Annotated in this window: 7 protein-coding genes; all 7 read right to left on the reverse strand. The window is 53.7% G+C overall.

Translation table 11 applies throughout. The features are described 5' to 3' along the window. Positions 1-5: 5 nt before the first annotated feature. The 7 genes from HF324_RS31475 to HF324_RS31505 all read right to left on the reverse strand — a co-directional run bounded on the left by HF324_RS31475 (position 6) and on the right by HF324_RS31505 (position 20,991). On the reverse strand, positions 6-14,144 hold the full coding sequence (locus HF324_RS31475) for a DUF7927 domain-containing protein (RefSeq protein WP_168861607.1): 14,139 nt from the start codon (positions 14,142-14,144) through the stop codon (positions 6-8). A 376-nt stretch (positions 14,145-14,520) separates the two neighbouring features. Next, positions 14,521-16,098: a F0F1 ATP synthase subunit alpha gene (gene atpA / locus HF324_RS31480; protein WP_168807585.1), complete on the reverse strand. Its 1,578-nt coding sequence runs from the start codon at positions 16,096-16,098 to the stop codon at positions 14,521-14,523. 82 nt (positions 16,099-16,180) lie between these two features. Next, positions 16,181-16,741 (reverse strand): ATP synthase F1 subunit delta, encoded by a 561-nt coding sequence (atpH, locus tag HF324_RS31485; protein ID WP_168807587.1) that lies wholly within the window; start codon positions 16,739-16,741, stop codon positions 16,181-16,183. A 59-nt stretch (positions 16,742-16,800) separates the two neighbouring features. Next, positions 16,801-17,295, reverse strand: a complete 495-nt coding sequence (atpF, locus tag HF324_RS31490) for a F0F1 ATP synthase subunit B (protein WP_078670147.1) — start codon at positions 17,293-17,295, stop codon at positions 16,801-16,803. Between the two features lie 161 nt (positions 17,296-17,456). Next, positions 17,457-17,714 carry an ATP synthase F0 subunit C gene (gene atpE / locus HF324_RS31495; RefSeq protein ID WP_078670146.1) on the reverse strand — a complete coding sequence of 86 codons (258 nt, stop codon included), beginning with the start codon at positions 17,712-17,714 and terminating at the stop codon, positions 17,457-17,459. Between the two features lie 102 nt (positions 17,715-17,816). Beyond that, positions 17,817-18,932, reverse strand: coding sequence for a F0F1 ATP synthase subunit A (gene atpB / locus HF324_RS31500; RefSeq protein WP_246269336.1), 1,116 nt, complete (start codon positions 18,930-18,932; stop codon positions 17,817-17,819). A gap of 298 nt (positions 18,933-19,230) precedes the next feature. After that, positions 19,231-20,991, reverse strand: coding sequence for an ABC transporter ATP-binding protein (locus tag HF324_RS31505; protein ID WP_168807591.1), 1,761 nt, complete (start codon positions 20,989-20,991; stop codon positions 19,231-19,233). Positions 20,992-21,123 lie beyond the last annotated feature (132 nt).

Below are 21,123 nucleotides of genomic sequence, written 5' to 3' on the forward strand. Positions count from 1 at the left end.
GTTGATTACCGCATCAATTCTATCCATCCTTTGTAGGACCTTTCTCCGCCCTCTGCCGTTCTCAGCTTCAGTACGTAGTAGTAAGTGCCTTCGCTTAATCCGTGGCCATCCCATTCGTTTTGATAGTTTTTGGATTGATATACCTGGTTACCCCAGCGGTTATAGATAAAGAGCGATGAGTTGGGATAACGGGAGATACCGATGATCATAAAGCGATCGTTCCTGCCGTCGCCGTTCGGCGTAATCACGTTCGGGATGAAAATATCATCGCCGGATACTGTTACGGGTGACGTCACAGCGGTGTTGTTAGACAGGTCCGGATCTTTAACGGCGCTGGTAACGGTCGCTGCATTCACCACTATACCGTTACTGTTGATGCGGGCGGTCAGCTCCATGGTGGCCGTTTGTCCGGATGCCAGTACAGGCACTTCCCATACCACGATCCTGGACACCGCGTCATAACGGGTGATGCCCGCGCTCACATTGATACCGCCTAAAAGATCGAGGTTACCGGTAAGCGTATCCCTCACCACGATAGTATGTGCTGAATCCGGTCCTGCATTGGTCAGTGTTATCCGGAATACGGCCTTACCGCCTGTTTGCAACGGCTCGTTGTTCATCAGCACTTTTTTCAGCTGGAGGTCAGCCAGTTTCAGGATCAGCCGTTGTTCCACTTTTGTAACAATTGTTCCGCTCGTATTGTTGGCTGGATTGGTATCAATTGCGCCATTGGGGGCGGTAATAGTGGCAGTATTGCTCAGGAAGCCTGGTACCGGCGCTACGCCACTGATACCCAGCCTTGCTTCGCTGCCCGCCGGGAACGTGCCGATAGTGGCCGTCACCGTGCGATTGCTCACATTTACCCGGACATTGCCTGCGCCACCGCTGACGGTGAGCACTACGCCTTCGATGTCGTTAATGCCTGCCGGCAGCACATCTGTCACCACTGCTCCATCTCCGGCCGCCAGACCGTTATTTCTGGCGGTGAGCACATAGTGGATGGTATCGCCGGTACTGGCGGTTGGCGGGCCGGACTTGGTAATGGCCAGGTCCAGGTTCCGTTGTACCGTAGTAGTGGCGGTAGCGTTGAAGGTATCGCCTTCCGCGGTGGCAGTGACCTTATTGGTGAGCACACCGGCGAAGGCCGGGCTTATCTGTCCTTTTACCAGGATATGCACCATATTATCGCTGCCGGCGGGGATTATGGCGGTGAGGTTGACCATATTACCGGTGCCACTGCCCCCGCTAAGCACCTGTGCGGCGCCGCTCACGGAAGCGGTCCAGCGTACGCCTGTAATGGCGGCAGGTATAATATCCTGTACGGTTACCTTACTGAGATCGCTCACGCCCGGGTCGGACACGATGATGTCATACTGGATACTGTCGCCCGCGGCGGCCGTGGCCGGCGCTATTTTCACCAGCCCTACGGTATGGGTCCTGATAATGCTGGTAAAAACAGTATCACTGGGCACCTGGCGGCCGTCGGCGCTGGTCAGCAGCGCGCTGTTGAAGATGCCTCTTGAAGCCGCATTGCTGGCCACCCGTCCGTTGATAATGATCCGGATGCTGTTGCCTGCTCCGGCGTTAATGTTGCCAGTCACGTCCACATTATTACCGCTGCCGGTGGCATTGGCGGTAACCGTCGCTGCACCGGTACCTGCTGCCTGCCAGGTGACGTTGGTGACACCGGCAGGGACCATATCCGTAATACGGATGCCTTTCGCGTTGGACGGGCCCAGGTTGGTGGCCGTCACCACATAGGTGATGGTACTGCCTGCAGTGGCATTTGGCGGACCTGTTTTAGCAATGGCCAGCTGCGACTCGTTGCTGACGGTTGTTGCAACGGATGACGGATATACGCGGCCGGAATTATCTGTCGCCCGGGCGGTATTTTCTATCGTACCGGTAAAGTCAGGCGCAATCACCCCGTTGATGATCACCTGTATGCTGTTGCCCGCTCCGGCAGGTACATCGGCTTTAAAGGAGAGCTGTTGCGTAGTTCCGGACACCGGCGTACCTGCAGCCAGAGAGGCGGCTCCCTGGGTGATGATCTTCCAGGACACGGCTCCTATCTGCGACGGGATGATGTCTGTAACGGTTGCATTCCGCAGGTCGGAAGGACCGGTATTGCTGAGGTCCAGCGTGTATACGATATCATTACCGGCGGCGGCTTCTTCCGGACCGGACTTGGTGAACACCACGCCCGGCTGCTGTTCCAGCTGCGTTTGTACGCTGTCTTGCGCCATTACGCCGGTGCTGTTGGATACCGTCGCCGTATTCTTCACGATGCCGCTGGCATTGGAAGCGATGGTACCGGTAACGGTCACCAATACACTATGTCCACTGCCTGCCGGTATGTCTGCGTTGATACTGATGTTATTGCCGGTACCGCTGCCGCTGCCATGTACTATGGCGCCGGTGGCGGCGGCGGTCCATGTTACGTTCGTTACTGCCGCCGGCACTACGTCTGCAATCGTCACGTTCGCAGCGTTGGATGGCCCGTTATTGGTGACCTGCAGCGTATAGGTAATGCTGCTGCCGGCGGCCAGCGTATCCGGACCGGATTTGCTGAGCTGCAGCGCTGTCTGCGAAGTAACTGTTGTCACCACTGGTGGCGTAGGCACGGTAGTACCGCCGAAAGTATAGCTGGCGGTATTGGTAACAGTGCCTGTCAGCGCCGGGTCGGTGTCTCCTTCTATCGTGATAACGACGCGGTTATCGGCGCCTGCCGGCACATTCGCTGTCAGGGCCACGTTGCCGGTTTGATTGACGATGTTACCGCCCTGTATCACCGCTGTACCAAAGGCCGTAGCAGACCATACAGGGTTCAGCAGCTGCGGTGGCAGAACATCACTCACCTGGATATTGGCGGCGTCGCCCGGACCACCGTTCTGCAATACCAGGTTGTAACTGATATGCCCGCCGGCAGCTACAGTAGCCGGGCCTGACTTGCTGAGCTGTACAGACGCCTTGTTGTATACGATCGTAATCACCCTCTCAGAAGACGTCGTGATGTTATTCAGTGTAGCCGTGGCCGTATTGCCGATGGTGTCAGTAACAGTAAAGGAAGGCTGTAATACACCGCTCACGACGATATGTATGGAGTGGCTGCTTCCCGGGGGAACATTGGCAGTCAATGCTACATTACCGGCCTGGTCCTGCAGGTTGCCGCCATTGATGGCAGCTGCGCCGGTGGCAGTGGCCGACCAGGTAACCTGCTGCAGCTGCGGCGGCAGTACGTCAGCGATCTGCATATTGGCGGCGTTGGACGGACCGTCATTGTACACGTCGATGGTGTACGCGATCCTGGAGCCTGCAGCAGCGGAATCAGGACCGGCTTTCACCACCCTCAGTTTGCTGAGCTGTGTGATAAGTGTTTGTGCCGTGTCAGTTACCGGTGCGCCATTGGCAGGCGTTATGGCGGCCACGTTCGTGATGGTACCGCTTGTCACTGCGGCATTTACCTGCCCGTTGACCATCACCATGATGGTACCGCCGGCAGGGATATCTGCTTTGAAGCTGACATTGCCACTGCCATTGGTGATGTTGCCGCCGCCGATCGTTGCGCCGTTGCCGGCGGTAGCTGACCAGGTGGCGTTCTGCACCTGCTGCGGCAGCACGTCGCTGATGGTAGCGCCTACGGCGGTAGACGGGCCGTTATTGGCCACTGAAATACTGTAGGAAATATTGCTGCCTGCCGCGATTGTAGCCGGACCGGATTTAGTGATCACCAGTCCCGGCGTATTGTTGATACGGGTATCTATGGTATTGCTCAGGGTTGTTCCGGCGACGGCCCTGTTGCTGAGGGTACCGTTGAAGGCCGGATCGGTGATGCCGTTGATGGTCACCGTTACCGTGCCGCCGGCAGGGATATCTGCGGTCAGGTTTACATTACCGGTACCGGAAGCGGCGCCGCTGATCGTGGCATTCGTTGCCACACCCTGCCAGTTCACGTTGGCAATGCCGGCCGGTATCGTATCGCGGATAACCACGCCGGTAGCATTGGACGGGCCGTTGTTACGGACCAACAGCGTATATGCGATACCGTTACCTGCCACTATGCTGGCGGGGCCGGATTTCACGATAGTAATACCAGTAGCGGCGGTCACCACAGTGTTTACGGTGGCGGTGGCCGGCAGCGGGTCGGTCACACCTGCCGGAGGCTTAGCGCTCGCGGTGTTCACCAGCGTTCCGGTGAAGGCAGGATCTACAATACCTTTTACATGAATGGTCACTTCTCCGCTGTTAGCCGGTATGTCTGCATTCAGGGAAATGTTATTACCGCTGCCACTGCTGCTGGTAACGGTGGCGCCGTTTACAGCCGTCGCCGTCCAGGTTACGTTCATCACACCGGCAGGCACCACATCCTGGATGGCAGCGCCCATGGCATCAGCCGGACCGTTATTGGTAACGGTAAGCAGGTAGTCGATCGCTTCTCCGGCCAGCATAGCTGTCGGACCGGACTTGCTGATGCGCAGGTCTACGGACTTATTCACAGAGGTCACCACGGAACTGGTTTTGGTCCCTCCTGCTTCTACCACAACGGTATTGGTGATGGTAGCCGCAGCAGTGGATTTCACGGTACCGTTCACGGTGATGGTGATGGTACCGGAGCTGCTGCCACCCAGCATACCGGAGAGGCTGATGTTATTGCCGGTGCCGCTGGCCGGCGTTACGCCGGCGTTGCCGGTAGCGGTGGCGGTCCAGCTGTTGACCGTAATATCTGCCGGCACAGCATCTGTGATGGTGATGCCGGTAGCGTCAGAAAGACCATTGTTGGTGAGTACGATGCTGTAGGCGATCGGGTCTTTTACATTCACGGACGCGGGGCCCGACTTGGATACCTGTACGCCTACATCTGTGGTGATGACGGTAGAGATACTGCTGCTGTTATTGGCCGGGATAGTTTCTGTCACATCTGCCGGCGGCGTTACAGTAGCAGTATTGCTGATAGTGCCGGTAGCGGAAGGATCTACGGTTCCGGTGATGGTCACCAGGATGCTGTTGCCGTTGCCCGCAGCGATATCACCGGTGAGGGTGAGGGTGTTGCCGGTAATCACCGGCACAGCAGCGGCAGCATTACCGGTAGCGGTGGCGGTAGCGCCACTGATAATAATGCCGGATGGGATGACATCTGTAATCACGGCATCGTCTACGTCAGACTCGCCGCGGTTGGTGATCTGCAGCTGATAGGTGATGTCCTGGCCCGCGTTGATATTAGCCGGACCGGATTTCACGATCACCAGGTCTGCCTGACGGCTTACCGCGGTGATGGCCGTAGCGCTTACCGGCTGCGGATTATCTACTCCTGCCGGAGGCGTTGCTGTCACAGTATTGCTGATATTGGTACCGTTGGCGGTAGACGGATCTATTCTTCCTTTCACCGTAATGACAATGCTGCTGGTATCAGCGGCCATGTCTGCTGTCAGGTCCACATTACCGTTACCACTGCCGGCAGACACTACGGTATTAGGACCGGTAGAAACAGCTGTCCATGTGGCCTGCAATATACCGGACGGGATCACATCGCGGATAGCCACTCCTTTCAGGTTGGACGGCCCGGCGTTATGCACCGTCAGTACATAGGTGATATCGGAGCCTGCGGCGGCGCTGCCCGGCGCGCTCTTCACCACGCGGAGATTACCACTGCGGCCTACGGTGGTGTTAACGGTAGACGATACCGGCGTTTGACCAGTGATAGCGGCAGTAGCTGTATTGGACAGGCTGGTACCTGTAAAGTCGGCATTCAGTATGCCCGTTACCGTTATATCTATGCCGTTGCCTGCGCCCACAGGAATATTACCGGTCAGTGTCACATTACCGGTGCCGCCGGCAGTGCCAACGCTGGCAGTACCGGTGGCCGCGGCGGTCCACGCCGGTTGCAGGATGGCCGGATCTATCACGTCATTGACAGCGATATTCACCGCATCGGATGGCCCGTTATTCGCAAGGTGGATAGTGTATTTTATCGAATCGCCGGCAAATGCTTTACCAGGACCATTCTTCACGATATCCAGTTTAGCGTCATTGTAAATGTTGGTTATCACCGTATCACGGGCAGGTGTTGGTTGATCTGCGGATGATACATGCGCTATGTTTACCAGCGCCGGGCCGGTATAGCTGGCATCTACAGTGCCCTGCACCACTACCAGCGCACTGCTGACAGGTATGCCGGATGGCATATCGGCCGTCACTGCGATCTGGTTGCCCGTACCGCTCTGGCCTGCGGTGATCACAGTATTGCCCAAACCAATGACATCCCATGTCACATTATGGATAGCAGCAGGCACGGTATCGCGGAACTGCACACCGGTAGCGTTGGACGGCCCGTAGTTCCTGAATCCTATCAGGTAGGCGATATTTGCACCCGCTGCAATCCGGTCCGGACCGGCTTTTATAACGGCCAGCGACACCTGTTTCATTACATGGGTGGTGGTGGTATTGGAACTTACCGGCGGTTGACCGGCGGCAGTAGCCTGCGCCATGTTGGGGATATCGCCGGTGAAGGCCGGATCTACAGTTCCACGAATAGTGATGATAATGGCATTACCTGCACCCGCCGGCAATGTACCTGTAACGGGTATGTTATTGCTGCCTGTGCCGCTGGTAGTTTGTAAAGTAGCGGTCCCTTTGGCTTCGGCAGACCAGCTTACGTTCTGCACAAACGCCGGTACGGCATCAGTCACGGTTACACTGGCAGCGTCTGACGGACCGGGGTTGGTGACGGTCAGCGTAAAGGTGATAGCGCTGCCAGCGGCCACTGTATCCGGCGCTGTTTTTACAATCTGCAGCGATGGTTTATTCTGCACCGTCGTCACTACCGTATCACTGTGCACGGTGTCTTTCGCCTGCATCGCCACATATCCGCTGTTGCGCAGCACACCTGTATAATCCGGCGCTACCGTGCCGCTAACGTCAACGAATATATGATTACCGGTACCTGCCGGCAGGTTGCCGGTCACCAGGATGTTATTGCCAGTACCGGTATTACCGCTCAGTATAGCGCCGCTAGCCGCCACAGAGGCAGTCCAGCTTACGTTGGTAAGCTGCTGTGGCACCACGTCCCGGATCGTCAGGTTACGGGCATCGGAGAGGCCATAGTTGGTGGCCACCAGCCGGTAGCTGATCCGCTCACCTGCATTGATCTGCGCCGGGCCTGTTTTGCTGAGAGACAACTGCGGATTGTTGAGTACCTGCGTCGACACTTCCGTCGCTACGGAAGGTTGACCGGTAACGTCTGCAGTGGCCACATTGCTCAGTGTGCCTGCTGCTGCCGGGTTCACCGTGCCTTGTATGGTCACCATCACTTTGCCGGCGCCGGCAGGAATGTTAGCGGTTACCTGCATCTGGTTGCCATTGCCGGCAGCACCGCTGCTGATCACTGCGCCGCCGGAGGCGGTGGCCTGCCATTGAATATGCTGCACCGTTGTATCCACTATATCGGCGATGCTGACGTTCTGTGCATCGGAAGGACCGGCATTGGTCACCGTAATCACATAGGTGATCTGGCCTCCGGCCGATATGCTGGCGGGTGCAGACTTGCTGATCTGCAATTGTGGCTTATTGAGCACCACCGTATTCACGGTATCAGACATCACCGGTGGCTGTCCGCCTGCCGTACCGGTCGCATAGTTGGTAAGCATGCCGGTAAAGGACGGGGAAACGGTGCCTGTGATCGTAATTGAAATCGTATGATCGTTACCGGTAGGAATGTCTCCGGTCACCCGGATGTTATTACCGGTACCGTTGGCGCCGGCGGTGACAGCCGCACGGCCGGCGGCGGTGGCGGTCCAGCTCACATTGGTAAGGCCTGCCGGCACCGCATCAGTGATCACAGCGCCTTTGGCATCAGATAAACCATGGTTGCCTACGGTTACGGTATAGGTCAGCGACTGTCCTGCAGCCACTGTATCAGGAGCACTCTTGCTCAACTCAAGCGCCGGCACATTGCTGACCGTTGTTACCACCACCGGTGAAACGGCGGTATGCCCGCCGCCGGCGTCAACAGCGGCCTGGTTGCTGAACTGTCCGCTGAAGGCGGGATCTACCTTACCTCCTATTAATATCAAAACATAGTTGCTGTCTCCTGCCGGCAGATCAGCTACCATATGCGCTATGTTGCCGGTCACATCCTGTGATTCCACTTTGGCTTTTCCATAAGCCCTGGCGCTGATAGAAGGGTTTTGTACCGCTGCCGCGACGGTATCTGCAAAGGCTACATTATAAGCGTCGGACGGGCCGGTATTGGAGAGCCTTAATACATATAACAGTACACCTCCTGCCGTAGTATTGGCAGGCCCCTGTTTAGTGATCACCAGCCCCGGCTGTTGGCCGATGGTGGTCACCACCTCGTTGGAGTTGACCGGCTGTTTGCCAGGTACGGCTACCGTGGCGGTGTTGACTATACTACCGGTGGCGCTGCTCATCACAGTACCGGTAATGGTAATGGTCACCTCGTTATTGGCGCCCGCCGGAATGTTCGCATTTACACTTATACTGTTGCCGGTACCGGTGGCGCCGCTGTTCACTACCGCCGCGCCGGAAGCGGTTGCTGTCCAGCTGACATTATGGATGGAATTGGCCCCCACAAGATCCGTAATGGTAGCGTTCACCGCATCAGACGGGCCGGTATTGCCTACCGTGATCGTATATACGATAGCAGTGCCTGCATTAACGGTAGCGGGCCCGGATTTCTGTACCTGCAGCCCCGGTTCTGTCAGCACCACTGTTTTACTGGTGGCGGTGGCGGTATCAATGCCCGCCAATGTTGCGGAGGCGGTATTGGTCAGTGTATCGGTAGCCCCGGGGACCACTACCCCGGTAACCTGCACCTCCACCACATTAGCCGCACCCGCTGGAACGTTGACGGTTGTACGCACGTTATTGCCTGTACCGGACACCGGTGCGCCGGCGGCCATGGAAGCGGTACCCAGCGTAGTCACATTCCAGGTAACATTCTGAATATTGGCAGGGACCACATCCTGTAATACGATGCCGTTGGCATCAGAAGGACCGGCATTCGTCAGCCTGATGAGATAACTGATACTATTGCCCGCCACCACAGTCCCGGAAGCCGGTCCTGCTTTGGAAAGGGTCAGTCCTGTTTTGTTGTTGATAACGGTATTTACCGTATTGGAAGACACCGGGGTTTTTCCAGCCGGTGTAATGGTGGCGGTATTGTTAAAATTGCCGGTGGCGGCCGGATTGATCAGTCCTTTGATAGTAACAAGGATACTATTGCCGCTTCCCGCAGGGATGCTGCCGGTGAAGCTCACATTACCGGTTCCGGAAGTACGGGCGGCTGTAGCGCTGCCCTGTACTGCCACTGACCAGGCTGCATTGCGGATGACCGCCGGCAAAATATCTGCTATTGTAGCATTGATAAGGTCTGACGGACCGCTGTTCGTGATCTGCAGCTGATAGGTGATGCTATCCCCGGCTACGGCCTGCGCCGGACCGGATTTAGACAGCTTAATATTGTATTGCAGGTCCGGATCATCTGTATCCGTAGCAGTGTTGCCTGCAGGATTGATGTTTGTATAACCGGCAGGAACTGTTACGTTGGCAGTATTCACCAGCGCGCCTGTGAAGCCGGACGGAATATTTAACGTTAACGTATAAACGATTTTTGACCCTGCCGGGATGTTCAGCGGCTGATCAATAGCGCCGTTGCCGGACGTAGCCGGTTGTGCGCCATCGGGAGACACAGCTGTCCATGAAGCGACGGTGATGCCCGCCGGCAGCAGATCGCGGAAGGTGGCCCCGGTCAGATCGGAAGGCCCTTTATTTACGATAGTAATTTTATACTGCGTGGTAGTACCCGGTACATACAATGGTGTATTATCGGTTTTGTCTACCGTTACTTCCACGCTTCTGCTCACCGGCGTTACCACAGAGGCGCTGTCAACGCCCGGGTCTACGGCGCCGGCAGGCGGTGTCAGGTATACTACGTTACGGAGACTGCTGCCGCTGAATTGTGATTCCACACTTCCATTAATAGTCAGGATAACTGACTTTCCTGCAGGCATGGTCAGTCCGGTCCATTGCTGGCTGCCCGGGTCGTAAGTCCCTTCAGAAGGAGTAAAAGTACCAGCGAGGAATCCCGCAGGGATGGAATCCGCTACGGTAATGATTTCATTAGGCTGAATGGTAGACGGACCGTTATTGGTGATCGTGATCCTGTAGGTCAGCGGCTGACCGGCGACCGCACTGGCCGGTGTAGCTGTTTTGGTCACCACGAGATCAGTCACTGCTGCGGTTACCTGTATGGTCACAGTGGCCGTAGCGCAGGCGCCCTGGTTATCACACACCTGGTACACATAGGAATCCGTACCGGTAAACCCGGGATTGGGCGTATAGGTAAATGTGCCATCAGCACGCTGTACTATCTGCCCGTGTGCAGGCGGTGTAACCGGTGTAGCCGTTACCGTTAGCGGCTGGCTTTCAGGATCACTGTCGTTGGTCAGCACATTACCGTTTACCGCCACATCGCGTGGGGTGGTATATTGATCGTTTACCGCTACAGGCGGGTTATTGGGCACCGTACCGGTTACGGTGGAAGTGTTGTTGCTTTGGTCAGGGTCCGGCGTATCAGCAGGAAATGCCAGCACGCCCATATTTTCGATCACATCCCCGCCCTTGGCGGTAGCGGCCACCGTACCTCTGACGGTGACTACTATTTTGTTACCTGCGGCGAAGGGTATGTTTACGTTTATTTTGAGCAAAGAGCCGCTGCCGGAAGTAGCGCTTACCGTTACGCCCGCACCGCTGGTAACAGCAGTCCACGCCGGGTTGCTCATTAATGCCGGCAGTACGTCCTGTATGCTGGCGCCGGAGACATCGGAAGGCCCAAGGTTCTCTACCGTCAACGTATATACGAGCGGGCTACCGGTTTGGTAGGTATTACCTGCATCAGACTTGGTGATCTTCAGATCGGCCTGTCGTCTGAAGGTCAGTACCACGGTATCCACAGAAGGCGGACAATTGCCGTTAGTGATCGTCCATGTAAGGGTGGCGCTGGTATTGGGTTGCAGCGTTACGTTCGTGTTAGGATCGTTACTGCCTGCCACAGCAGCGGCGCCACTTACTACCGCCCAGCTGCCAGCACCGTTGACAGGTGCATTGGCGCTCATAGTGAAAAGGCCGTTGTTATACCTGGTTTGATCGGGACCCGCATTGGCCGTTGTTGGCGGTGCATATACAGTGACCTGCACCGTATCAGCAGTAGAAGCGCAGGCGCCGTTGTTGACAGTCCATACCAGCTGGTAAACGCCCGGCGTCAGGTTTTGCAAGGCCGTATTGTTCTGATTGGGGCTGACGATGGTCGCATTGTTAGGCCCGGCGATCTGTGTCCAGGTACCGGTGCCTGGTGCGGCGGCGTTACCCGCCATCGTAGCAGCGGTCACGTTACACAACTGTTGGTCAGGACCAGCATCGGCTGCGGGCCCCGGCGTATTGATGGTTACCGTCATGGTGTCTGCCTGCGACGGACAGGAACCGTTGCGGGTGGTCCACACGAATGCATAACTGCCTGGCACCAATCCGCTGACACCGGTGTTGTTTTTAGTGGAGTCTGCCAAAACAGCCGTATTGGGGCCGCTCAACTGGCGCCAGCCGCCGGCACCGATTACCGGCGCGGTAGCAGCCATTGTAGTGGCAGTTGCGCTGCAGAGGTTTTGGTCCGGCCCTGCGATAGCCAGGCTGGGCGGCGCATCCACCGTCAGCTGCATCGTATCAGCGGAAGTGGCGCAGCTGCCGTTGTTGATAGCCCATTCAAAAGTATATGCGCCTGTTATGAGATTGCTGACATTTGTGCCGGCCATGCCCGGGTTTGCAATAGCAGCAGTATTGGGGCCTGTCAGCTGCCGCCAGGTACCTGTGCCGGTAACGGGATTGTTACCGTTCAGCGTAGCGGAGGTAACGTTACATACCGCCTGGTCAATGCCCGCGCTGGACGGCGTCGGTTTGTTACGCACAAAAGTGGTGTCGCGCAGGATGTTGTTACACCCGCCGCCGGAGGGCGCCGCATCGCATTCATGATTCGGGTTGGTAGGCACTGCCAGGGTAGGGTCCGAAGCGTCTATATCCAGGTCAGTGGCGGAGCGTAGCAGGCTGGCTTCGAAGATGGCCAGGTCAGCAGGCGCCTGGGTAGTAACGGTGACGGAGAAAATATAGGTTGCTGCCGCACCGCTGGTAAGGGTCACAGAATCCGTATAACCGATATTGCTGACGGAGCTGCCCGTGCCGAAAGAACCACTGCCTGCAGTAATAGTGCGGCTCACCAGCGAAATATTGTTGATGGCTGTAGGTACGCTGAAGCTGAATTTCCCGTTCACAGCCGAGTCGGGACCGTTATTGCGGATATTGATCTGGATGTTGTAAGGAGTGTTCAGACATCCCTGTTTGTTGGGTGGTGATACGGAAGATACCACCTGGAGGTCCATATTGCGGCGGGTATCAATTTTATCGGTAGCCGTATTGTTAGCTGTATTGACTTCATAGGCATTGGCTACCGTGGCAGTGTTGGTAATGCTGTCAGGCGCGCCCACTGACACTTTCACAGGGATGGTAATAGGCGGGTACGAGGCGCCGGCCGCGAGTACATCCTGTCGTGTAGCCGTCACCGTAGCACCGGACACACTAATGCTCCAGCCGGTACCGGTTGGCGTTCCATTGATCGTAAGTCCTGCGGGGACCACATCAGTCACCGTTACCTGGCTGATGTCCGGTTTGGCATCTACGCCGCCGTTGGTAACGTTTAACACATAATTACCCGTTAGTCCTTTCCGCAGGTTGCCGTTATGGGTTTTGGTGATCGCCAGGTCAGGCGCAATAATATTGGTAGACACACCGGAGGTATCGTTCGACGCATCGGGGTCTGTAATACCTGTAGCCGACGGCGTCACCCAAACCTTATTGGTCAGCACTTTTCCCGGTGGCATCGAAGCCACTGTTCCCGTGACGGTAAAGGTACTGGTGCTGCTGGACTGCATGTTCAGCGTGGCATTGGAGAAGCTGGTGCTCGTATAGCCGCTGGCGGTATTACCGGCAAAGCCGTCGTTGGAGAAGGTGACGTTGGAAATATTGAATCCGTTGGCCGGTGAAAATACATCCTGCAGCGGCAGGCCGGTGAGCGCGGAAGTAGTTTCGTTGTAGACTGTCACCTTGTAGGTAAGCGCGTCTCCTACTTTGGCGATCGGCTTATCTACCAGTTTCTGTATGCGGATGTTACCCGGCGTGGTGATGATGAGGTTTCTGACTTCATGCCGGTTGTAGGCGCCGCCGGTAGAGGCAGCGAAACCCAGCTTCATACGTGCCGGTGGCGGGGACGTCAGGGTAATGGGGCCGAACAGTGTCTGCAGCGTGCCCCCTTGTACGTTAGTGGACTTTACAGTAAGGGTATATTGACCGGTACCGGTAGGCAGGATGGTCACCTGTACCCGGCGGTAAAACTGTGCAGCTGTAGGGCGGGTGCTGGTGACTACATCATAATCGAGTGAAGTGCCGACGGAGCTGCCACCGAGGTAACTGTAGGTCGGCGCCGGGCCGCGGGCAGAGATATAATCGCGGTAAAGCGTGCCGCAGCTGCCGGATACGCCGCCGGATTTGCCTTCACTACAGTTGGCATAGTTGCCATATTCATCGATGCCCACGCCTACGTAGCCGCCAGCCAGGCCAGTATTGCCGGTGGAGGTGGACTGGGCGTAGCCCAGGCTGCCGCCCCTGGAGCCGAGCTTAAAAGTGGCTGCCGTGATGTTGTCATCAAACAGGAAGACGGAAAAACCGTCACCGCCGCCCAGGCTGGGATTGGTGCGCCTCCATGCTACATATTCAAAGTCCATCAGTACCCCGAGGGTTGACGGGAAACCGGCGTTCACAAAGGCGTAGCCCACCTGGTTGCCCACGTCTTCCGTGAGTCGCAGCCATCCCTGCCCCGCAGGGTCATCTGCGCCGGAAGTGAGTTTGGCCGCGCCGCCGAGCGTTACGTTGCCGGCCGAACTGCCTTTAAAATTTTCCGTGATGGTGAACTGCGCACGGGCAGAAAGGGACAATAACAGGCAGGCGTAAACGAAATGCCATGCGTCCGGGCGGACACGGATCATTATTTTTACCATGCACAGGAACAAACGTAGACATACATCCATAGACAACGCATTTAGACGGAGTATCTCTGGCCGGGACACAAACAGTCATGACTTCTCACATGCAACCAGTAACACTTACAGTAATGGAAAATCGGAATGAAAACAATTCGTCTAAAAGGCGGTGAAGGTTATGAACGGGGTAAAAACATCGATTCGATCTTGGTCAGTTTAATTGCTCTGCCACCAAATATAAATCGGCCGGATCAATTAATAAAAAAAATCTACGTTAAAAAATTTCGTAACAGACTGAATATTAATAATATGTATATTTTTTATATTCTTATCTTTTTATATAACCGCGATGGACGGATATAAAGCAAGAAGCCTCTGCCATTATTGGCAGAGGCTTCTTTATAAAAAAGGATTCAGGTCTGTATTAGATGAACCGGGGTTTCAGTTCATTGGCGAGGGTGATCATTTTTTTGATACCATCTTCCGGCAGGTTACCTTTTTTGAACTCGCCCAATACGTCAGGCAGGCGTACCTGCATTTCGTTCAGGAAAGCTTCTTCAAAAGCGCGTACCTGTTTAACCGGAACGTCACGCAGCAGGCCATTGGTACCGAGGTAGATCATCGCTACCTGTTTTTCTACCGGCAGCGGGCTGAACTGTGCTTGTTTCAGGATTTCCACGTTACGGGCGCCTTTGTCGATAACTGCTTTGGTAGCAGCGTCCAGGTCACCACCGAATTTGGAGAAGGCCTCCATTTCGCGGTATTGGGCCTGGTCGAGTTTCAGGGTACCGGATACTTTTTTCATGGATTTGATCTGCGCGTTACCACCCACACGGCTAACGGAGATACCTACGTTGATCGCAGGACGTACACCGGCGTTGAACAGGTTACCTTCCAGGAAGATCTGACCGTCGGTGATGGAGATTACGTTCGTCGGGATATAGGCAGATACGTCAGAAGCCTGTGTCTCGATGATCGGCAATGCAGTGAGGGAACCACCACCTTTTACCAGGTGTTTGATAGACTCAGGCAGGTCGTTCATCTGTTTGGCGATATCATCGTTGTTGATGATTTTCGCAGCGCGTTCGAGCAGGCGGCTGTGCAGGTAGAATACGTCACCAGGATAAGCTTCACGGCCGGGAGGACGTTTCAGCAGCAGGGACACCTCACGGTAAGCAACGGCCTGTTTGGACAGGTCATCGTATACGATCAGGGCAGGACGGCCGCTGTCGCGGAAGAACTCACCGATGGCAGCACCGGCGAACGGAGCGTAGAACTGCAGCGGAGCAGGCTCAGATGCAGAAGCGGCAACGATCACAGTGTAAGCCATAGCGCCGGCTTCCTGTAAAGTTTTCATTACGCCCGCAACGGTAGATGCTTTCTGACCTACAGCCACGTATATACAAAATACAGGTTTACCTGCTTCGTAGAATTCTTTCTGGTTGATGATGGTGTCAATACAGATGGCAGTTTTACCGGTCTGACGGTCACCGATCACCAGCTCACGCTGGCCACGGCCGATAGGAATCATCGCGTCGATCGCTTTGATACCTGTCTGCAGCGGTTCTTTTACCGGCTCGCGGTACAGTACGCCCGGAGCTTTACGTTCCAGCGGCATTTCGTACAGTTCACCAGTGATAGGGCCTTTACCATCGATAGGTTCGCCCAGCGTATTTACCACACGGCCTACCAGACCTTCGCCCACGTTGATGGAAGCGATCTTACCGGTACGACGTACTTTATCTCCTTCTTTGATATCCTGAGACTCACCCATCAATACCACACCTACGTTATCTTCTTCCAGGTTCAATGCGATGGCTTTTACACCATTACCGAATTCAACCAGTTCACCATAACGCACATTTCCCAGACCATAGATGCGGGCGATACCGTCACCCACCGACAACACTGTACCCACCTCTTCGAGATCGGCAGAAGCATTGAAGTTGCTTAACTGCTGGCGTAATATCGCCGAAATTTCATCAGGTTTAATATCAACCATAATTATGCTTTTAAAAAAAGTCGTTAAAAAAGTTAGTATAACGACAACAGCTTTGCGTGTACGCAGCGGCTGCTGTTTTCATTTAGCGTATCGCGGATACGTAAATATTCTGACTGAATTGTTTTTTAATATCATGCAGGTCACGCGCTACGGAAGCGTCGAACAGTTTGTCGTTGGCCTCGAGTACGAAACCGCCGATCAGGTCTGCATTCACGGCAGTTTCCAACTGTACCTGCTGTGGTATCTCGCTGGCTACTTTCTGACGGATCGTGTCCAGGGTAGCGCTGTCCAGCTCTACTGCCGTGGTGATCTTCACCGTGCTGATATTTTTGATAATGTTATACTGGCGGGTGTATTCCACTGCAATTTCCGGCAGGAAAGCTTCACGCGCCTTGTTGATCAGCAGGTTGACAAAAGCCAGCGTGGTAGCGCCTACACGGCCATCGAGGATGGCGGCCATGATTTTCTGCTTTTTATCGGCCTTGATGATCGGGCTTCTCAGCAAATTCACCACATCGCGGTTGGACTTCACCAGTTGCTGCAGGAACAGCATGTCGTTCTGCACCGCTTCCAGCTGGCCCTTTTCCTGGACCAGGTCAATCAATGATTTCGCATACCTTGATGCTAAACGGGGATTCTGCATATATGCTTATAGCTTTTAGCCGTCAGCCTCCGGGATCCCGGAGGCTGACAGTTAATCTCTTAATTCAGTTTAATTTCTCCGGCCAGTTGTTTCACATAAGATTCCTGTGCTGATTTGTCAGACAGTTCTCTTCTCAGCACTTTCTCAGCTACCTCGATCACGAGGGTGCCTACCTGGTTTTTCACATCCGTTAACGCAGCCATTTTCTGGTTTTCGATAGCGGTGTAAGCTTCGGAGATGATTTTTTTGGCTTCAGCCTGTGCCTGCGCTTTCGCTTCGCTGATGATCGCGTCTTTCGCGTCTTTCGCCTCTTTCAGAATTTTGCTTCTTTCAGCTTTCGCTTCAGCCAGTACGTGCTCGTGCTCAGCTTTCATTTGTGCCATCTCTTCTTTTACTCTTTCAGCAGAAGCGATGGAATCTGCGATAGAACCTTCCCTTTCTTTCAAAACAGCGAGGATCGGAGTCCAGGCAAATTTTTTCAGCACCAGGAATACGATAACGAAGATGACAAATGAAATCAGAAACAAACCTAACGCGGGGAGCAACAGATCCATATAAATATAATTTTTTGATTTTCGATTTTTAGATTTTTTGATTTGAGATCAACGAGTTTTTGAGTTCGATTTAAAATCATTACCCCAAAAAATCAAAAAATCCCAAAATCAGAATTACTGCATCCATTGCCCTGTGCGCCGGATGCAGTAAAAAGTTTGGCTTACAGAACTACCGCCAGCAGACCAGCGATTACACCGAAGAGGGCAACACCCTCAACCAGCGCAGCAGCCAGGATCATGTTTGCACGGATGTCGTTAGCAGCTTCCGGTTGACGAGCGATAGACTCCAGAGCGCTTTTACCAATGTTGCCTACACCGATACCTGCAGCGATAGCAGCGATACCAGCACCAACAGCACCACCAGCTTTAGCTAAACCAGATGCAGCAGCAGCCTGCAATAAAACAGTCAAAAGTGCCATAATGAATATGTATTTGATTTAAAAAATTACGAATTACGAATTACGAATTACGAATCAGGAACTACCAATCACTTCAATTCGTAATTCGTAATTCGTAATTATTTAGTGGTGATCGTCATGTCCGCCTTCCATCGCCTGACCGATAAACACAGCTGTCAGGTTGGCAAAGATAAACGCCTGGATAAATGCTACCAGCAGCTCCAGCATCATCATCACAATGTTGAACACAATCGTGATCGGCAGGAAGCCGTAACCAGCTGTTTTGTTCAGGGAACCAAATATAAACACCAGGGAAATGATACTCAGAATGATAATGTGGCCCGCCAGGATGTTGGCAAACAACCTGATCATCAGGGAAACCGGTTTGGTGAACACCCCGATCAGCTCTACCGGAGCCAGGATGAATTTTACGCCAAAAGGCACAGGAGGATTGAAAATGTGACCCCAGAAATGTTTGTTGGTAGCAAACATCGTAGCGATGAAGCTGATCAGCGCCAGCGCCGCAGTTACCGCAATATTACCGGTTACGTTGGCAGAACCCGGTAACAGGCCCAGCAGGTTGTTGATCAGGATAAAGAAGAATATTGTCAGGATCAGCGGAGTGTATTTCTCAGCTTTTTTACCGGGAATGTTCGGTTTTACCACTTCGTCGCGCATGAAGATGATCACCGGTTCTACCAGGCTCTGGAAGCCTTTGGGGGCCTTTTTGGAGCCACGTACCCGGTAAGCTTTCGCTACGTTCAGCATCAGCACGATCAGCAGGATAGCGGCAATCAGCATGGAAGTAACGTTCTTCGTCATAGAGAAGTCGTAGATCTTCTCGCCGGTAGGCATATCGTTGCCATCCACTGCGATGATCCGGCCTTCGATGAACTGGGCAGGGTCCAGGCCTTTTTCATGCAGATAATGCGCATTCACAATACGGTAACCCTCATACGCCTCATGACCATGGTGGAAATGAGAAGCAGAAAATACAGAAAGTCCACGTGCAGGGTTGTAAATAATAACCGGCAGCGGTATGGTATAATGTGACTCGCCGATGCTGAAAAAGTGCCAGTCATAGGCATCTTTAACGTGACCGAGAATTACTTCCTTCGCATCAAATTTTTTAGGTTCTGTAGCTTCTGCTTCATGAGCATGCTCTTCTGTTGCATGTTCCGCACCCTCTACAGGCGCTGCATAAGCAAAATTACCAAAACCGTGAAGGCCTAGAGCCATCACAAGTGCTACCACTCCGTGTTTGAACTTACTGAAAGAAATCACCGTTTTCTGAAATTTTGCGCAAAGATAAACGATTTTGTCTCAAAAATTCAGCGACTATGGAAAAAATGATGGAGATAATATAAATATATTGATAACCAACATCTTAAATCGTCCTGAAAGCGAACTGCCTGTTAAGAAAAGAACACAAAAAATGGCAGATCTTTTAGCGATCTGCCATATATATTTTTTTATTATTTAATAGTCGCGGCCGAACTGCCACAAAGCCGCAGTAACCCCGGCCTGCCCCCGGCATTTATACCTTATTGGCATTAAACTGCATACTGTGGAGCTTGTAATAGAACCCTTCCAGCTTCAGCAGTTCCTCATGGGTGCCCATCTCTTTAATCTCCCCTTTGTCCAGCACGATAATTTTATCGGCCTTGCTGATGGTAGATAACCGATGAGCGATAATCACTGCGGTCCTGTCTGCTATCAGCTTATCAATAGCCTGCTGGATCATCATTTCGGATTCCGTGTCCACGGAAGAGGTAGCTTCGTCGAGGATCAGGATGGCCGGATTGTACAACAACGCCCGCACAAAGGAAATCAGCTGTCGCTGTCCCAAAGACAACGTGCTGCCCCGCTCCATCACCTGGTAGTCATATCCGCCGGGCAACTGCATAATGAAATCATGTATCCCGATCAGCCGGGACGCTTCCTCAACCTGCTCCCGGGTAATCGCCTTGTTATGCAGGGTGATATTATCGTAGATAGAACCGGAAAACAGGAAAACATCCTGCAACACCACCCCTATCCTGCTGCGTAAGGCCTCCAGCGAATAAGCCGGCAGCTCAATGCCGTCGATTTTAATACTGCCCTTCTGGATTTCATACAGCCGGTTCAGGATACTGATAATGGTCGTCTTGCCGGAACCGGTATGCCCCACAATCGCCACAGTATCCCCCGGATCAGCATGGAAGGTAATGTCCTTCAGCACATAACGGTCATCTACATACGCAAAATGCACATGGTCGAAAGTGATAGCGCCTTTCATCTGCTCCCCTTTCTCATGGCCCCTGTCAGGGATATAATCCTGGTTGTCCAGTATCCTGAACACACGCTCGCTGGCCACCATCCCCATCTGGAGGGTGTTGAACTTATCGGCCAGCATACGCAGCGGACGGAACAGCATATTGAGGTACATAATAAACGCAATCATCACCCCCTGTGTCACTTCATAGTTCAATACCTTGTTGGACCCCCACCATACCATCAGGCCCAGGGAAATCGCCAGAATAATTTCTACCACCGGGAAAAACACCGAATACGCAAATATGGCGTCGATATTTGCCTTGCGATGCTCCTTGTTAATATGTTTGAACCGTGCAAACTCCCGTTTTTCCGCGGTAAACGCCTGCACCACCACCATGCCGGTCAGGTGCTCCTGCACAAAGGCATTGAGCGCTGATACCGCATTCCGCACCCGGTAGAAGGATTTGTTCACGCTTTCCTTAAAAACATAAGTCGCAAAAATCAATATCGGGAAAGGCGACAGGCTGACCAGCGTCAGGCGCCAGTCCTCAATAAACATCACCACCAGTATCGCCAGAATGGTCAGCAGGTCAGAAACGATGGAGATAATCCCCTCCGAAAACACGTCATTGATGGCCTCAATGTCGTTCACCGTACGGGTGGTCAGCGTCCCGATCGGCGTTTTATCGAAAAACGCCAGGTTCAGGTGCACGATCTTCTTGTACACCGTTACCCGCAGGTCTTTCACCACAGACTGCCCCAGCCAGTTGGTGAGGTACGAAAAGTAAAACCGGACAACGGTTTCCACCGCCAGCAAAGCGATCTGTACAATCGTTACGGTCACCAGCATTTTCATGAGCTGGCTGGCAATATATTTATCAACGGTAACCTGAATCAGATAGGGCCTCAGCGGAGAGATGACAGCGAAAATCACGGTCATCACCACAGACAGGTACAATGCCCGCTTGTAAGGTGCCGCAAACGTGAAGATGCGTCGTAGTAAACTGAAATCAAATACTTTCTTTACGGCCAGATTTTCCAAGGGAATGATTTTAGACTAAACTATAACAAACCTAGTACATTTCACGCAAAGGCGCAAAGCAGCAAAGAGCGCAAAGGATAATATAAGCAGGCAGAGAAAGCAAAGGGGCGAAGATCACATTTGATCTTCGCC

It is taken from the genome of Chitinophaga oryzae, from assembly GCF_012516375.2.
GTDB classification, from domain to species: domain Bacteria; phylum Bacteroidota; class Bacteroidia; order Chitinophagales; family Chitinophagaceae; genus Chitinophaga; species Chitinophaga oryzae.

What these genes read in the sequence shown, in the direction of transcription:
- HF324_RS31475 (WP_168861607.1), bottom strand. Translation starts at nt 14,144, where the DNA reads ATGGATGTATGTCTACGTTTGTTCCTGTGCATGGTAAAAATAATGATC.
- atpA (WP_168807585.1), bottom strand. Translation starts at nt 16,098, where the DNA reads ATGGTTGATATTAAACCTGATGAAATTTCGGCGATATTACGCCAGCAG.
- atpH (WP_168807587.1), bottom strand. Translation starts at nt 16,741, where the DNA reads ATGCAGAATCCCCGTTTAGCATCAAGGTATGCGAAATCATTGATTGAC.
- atpF (WP_078670147.1), bottom strand. Translation starts at nt 17,295, where the DNA reads ATGGATCTGTTGCTCCCCGCGTTAGGTTTGTTTCTGATTTCATTTGTC.
- atpE (WP_078670146.1), bottom strand. Translation starts at nt 17,714, where the DNA reads ATGGCACTTTTGACTGTTTTATTGCAGGCTGCTGCTGCATCTGGTTTA.
- atpB (WP_246269336.1), bottom strand. Translation starts at nt 18,932, where the DNA reads ATGGCTCTAGGCCTTCACGGTTTTGGTAATTTTGCTTATGCAGCGCCT.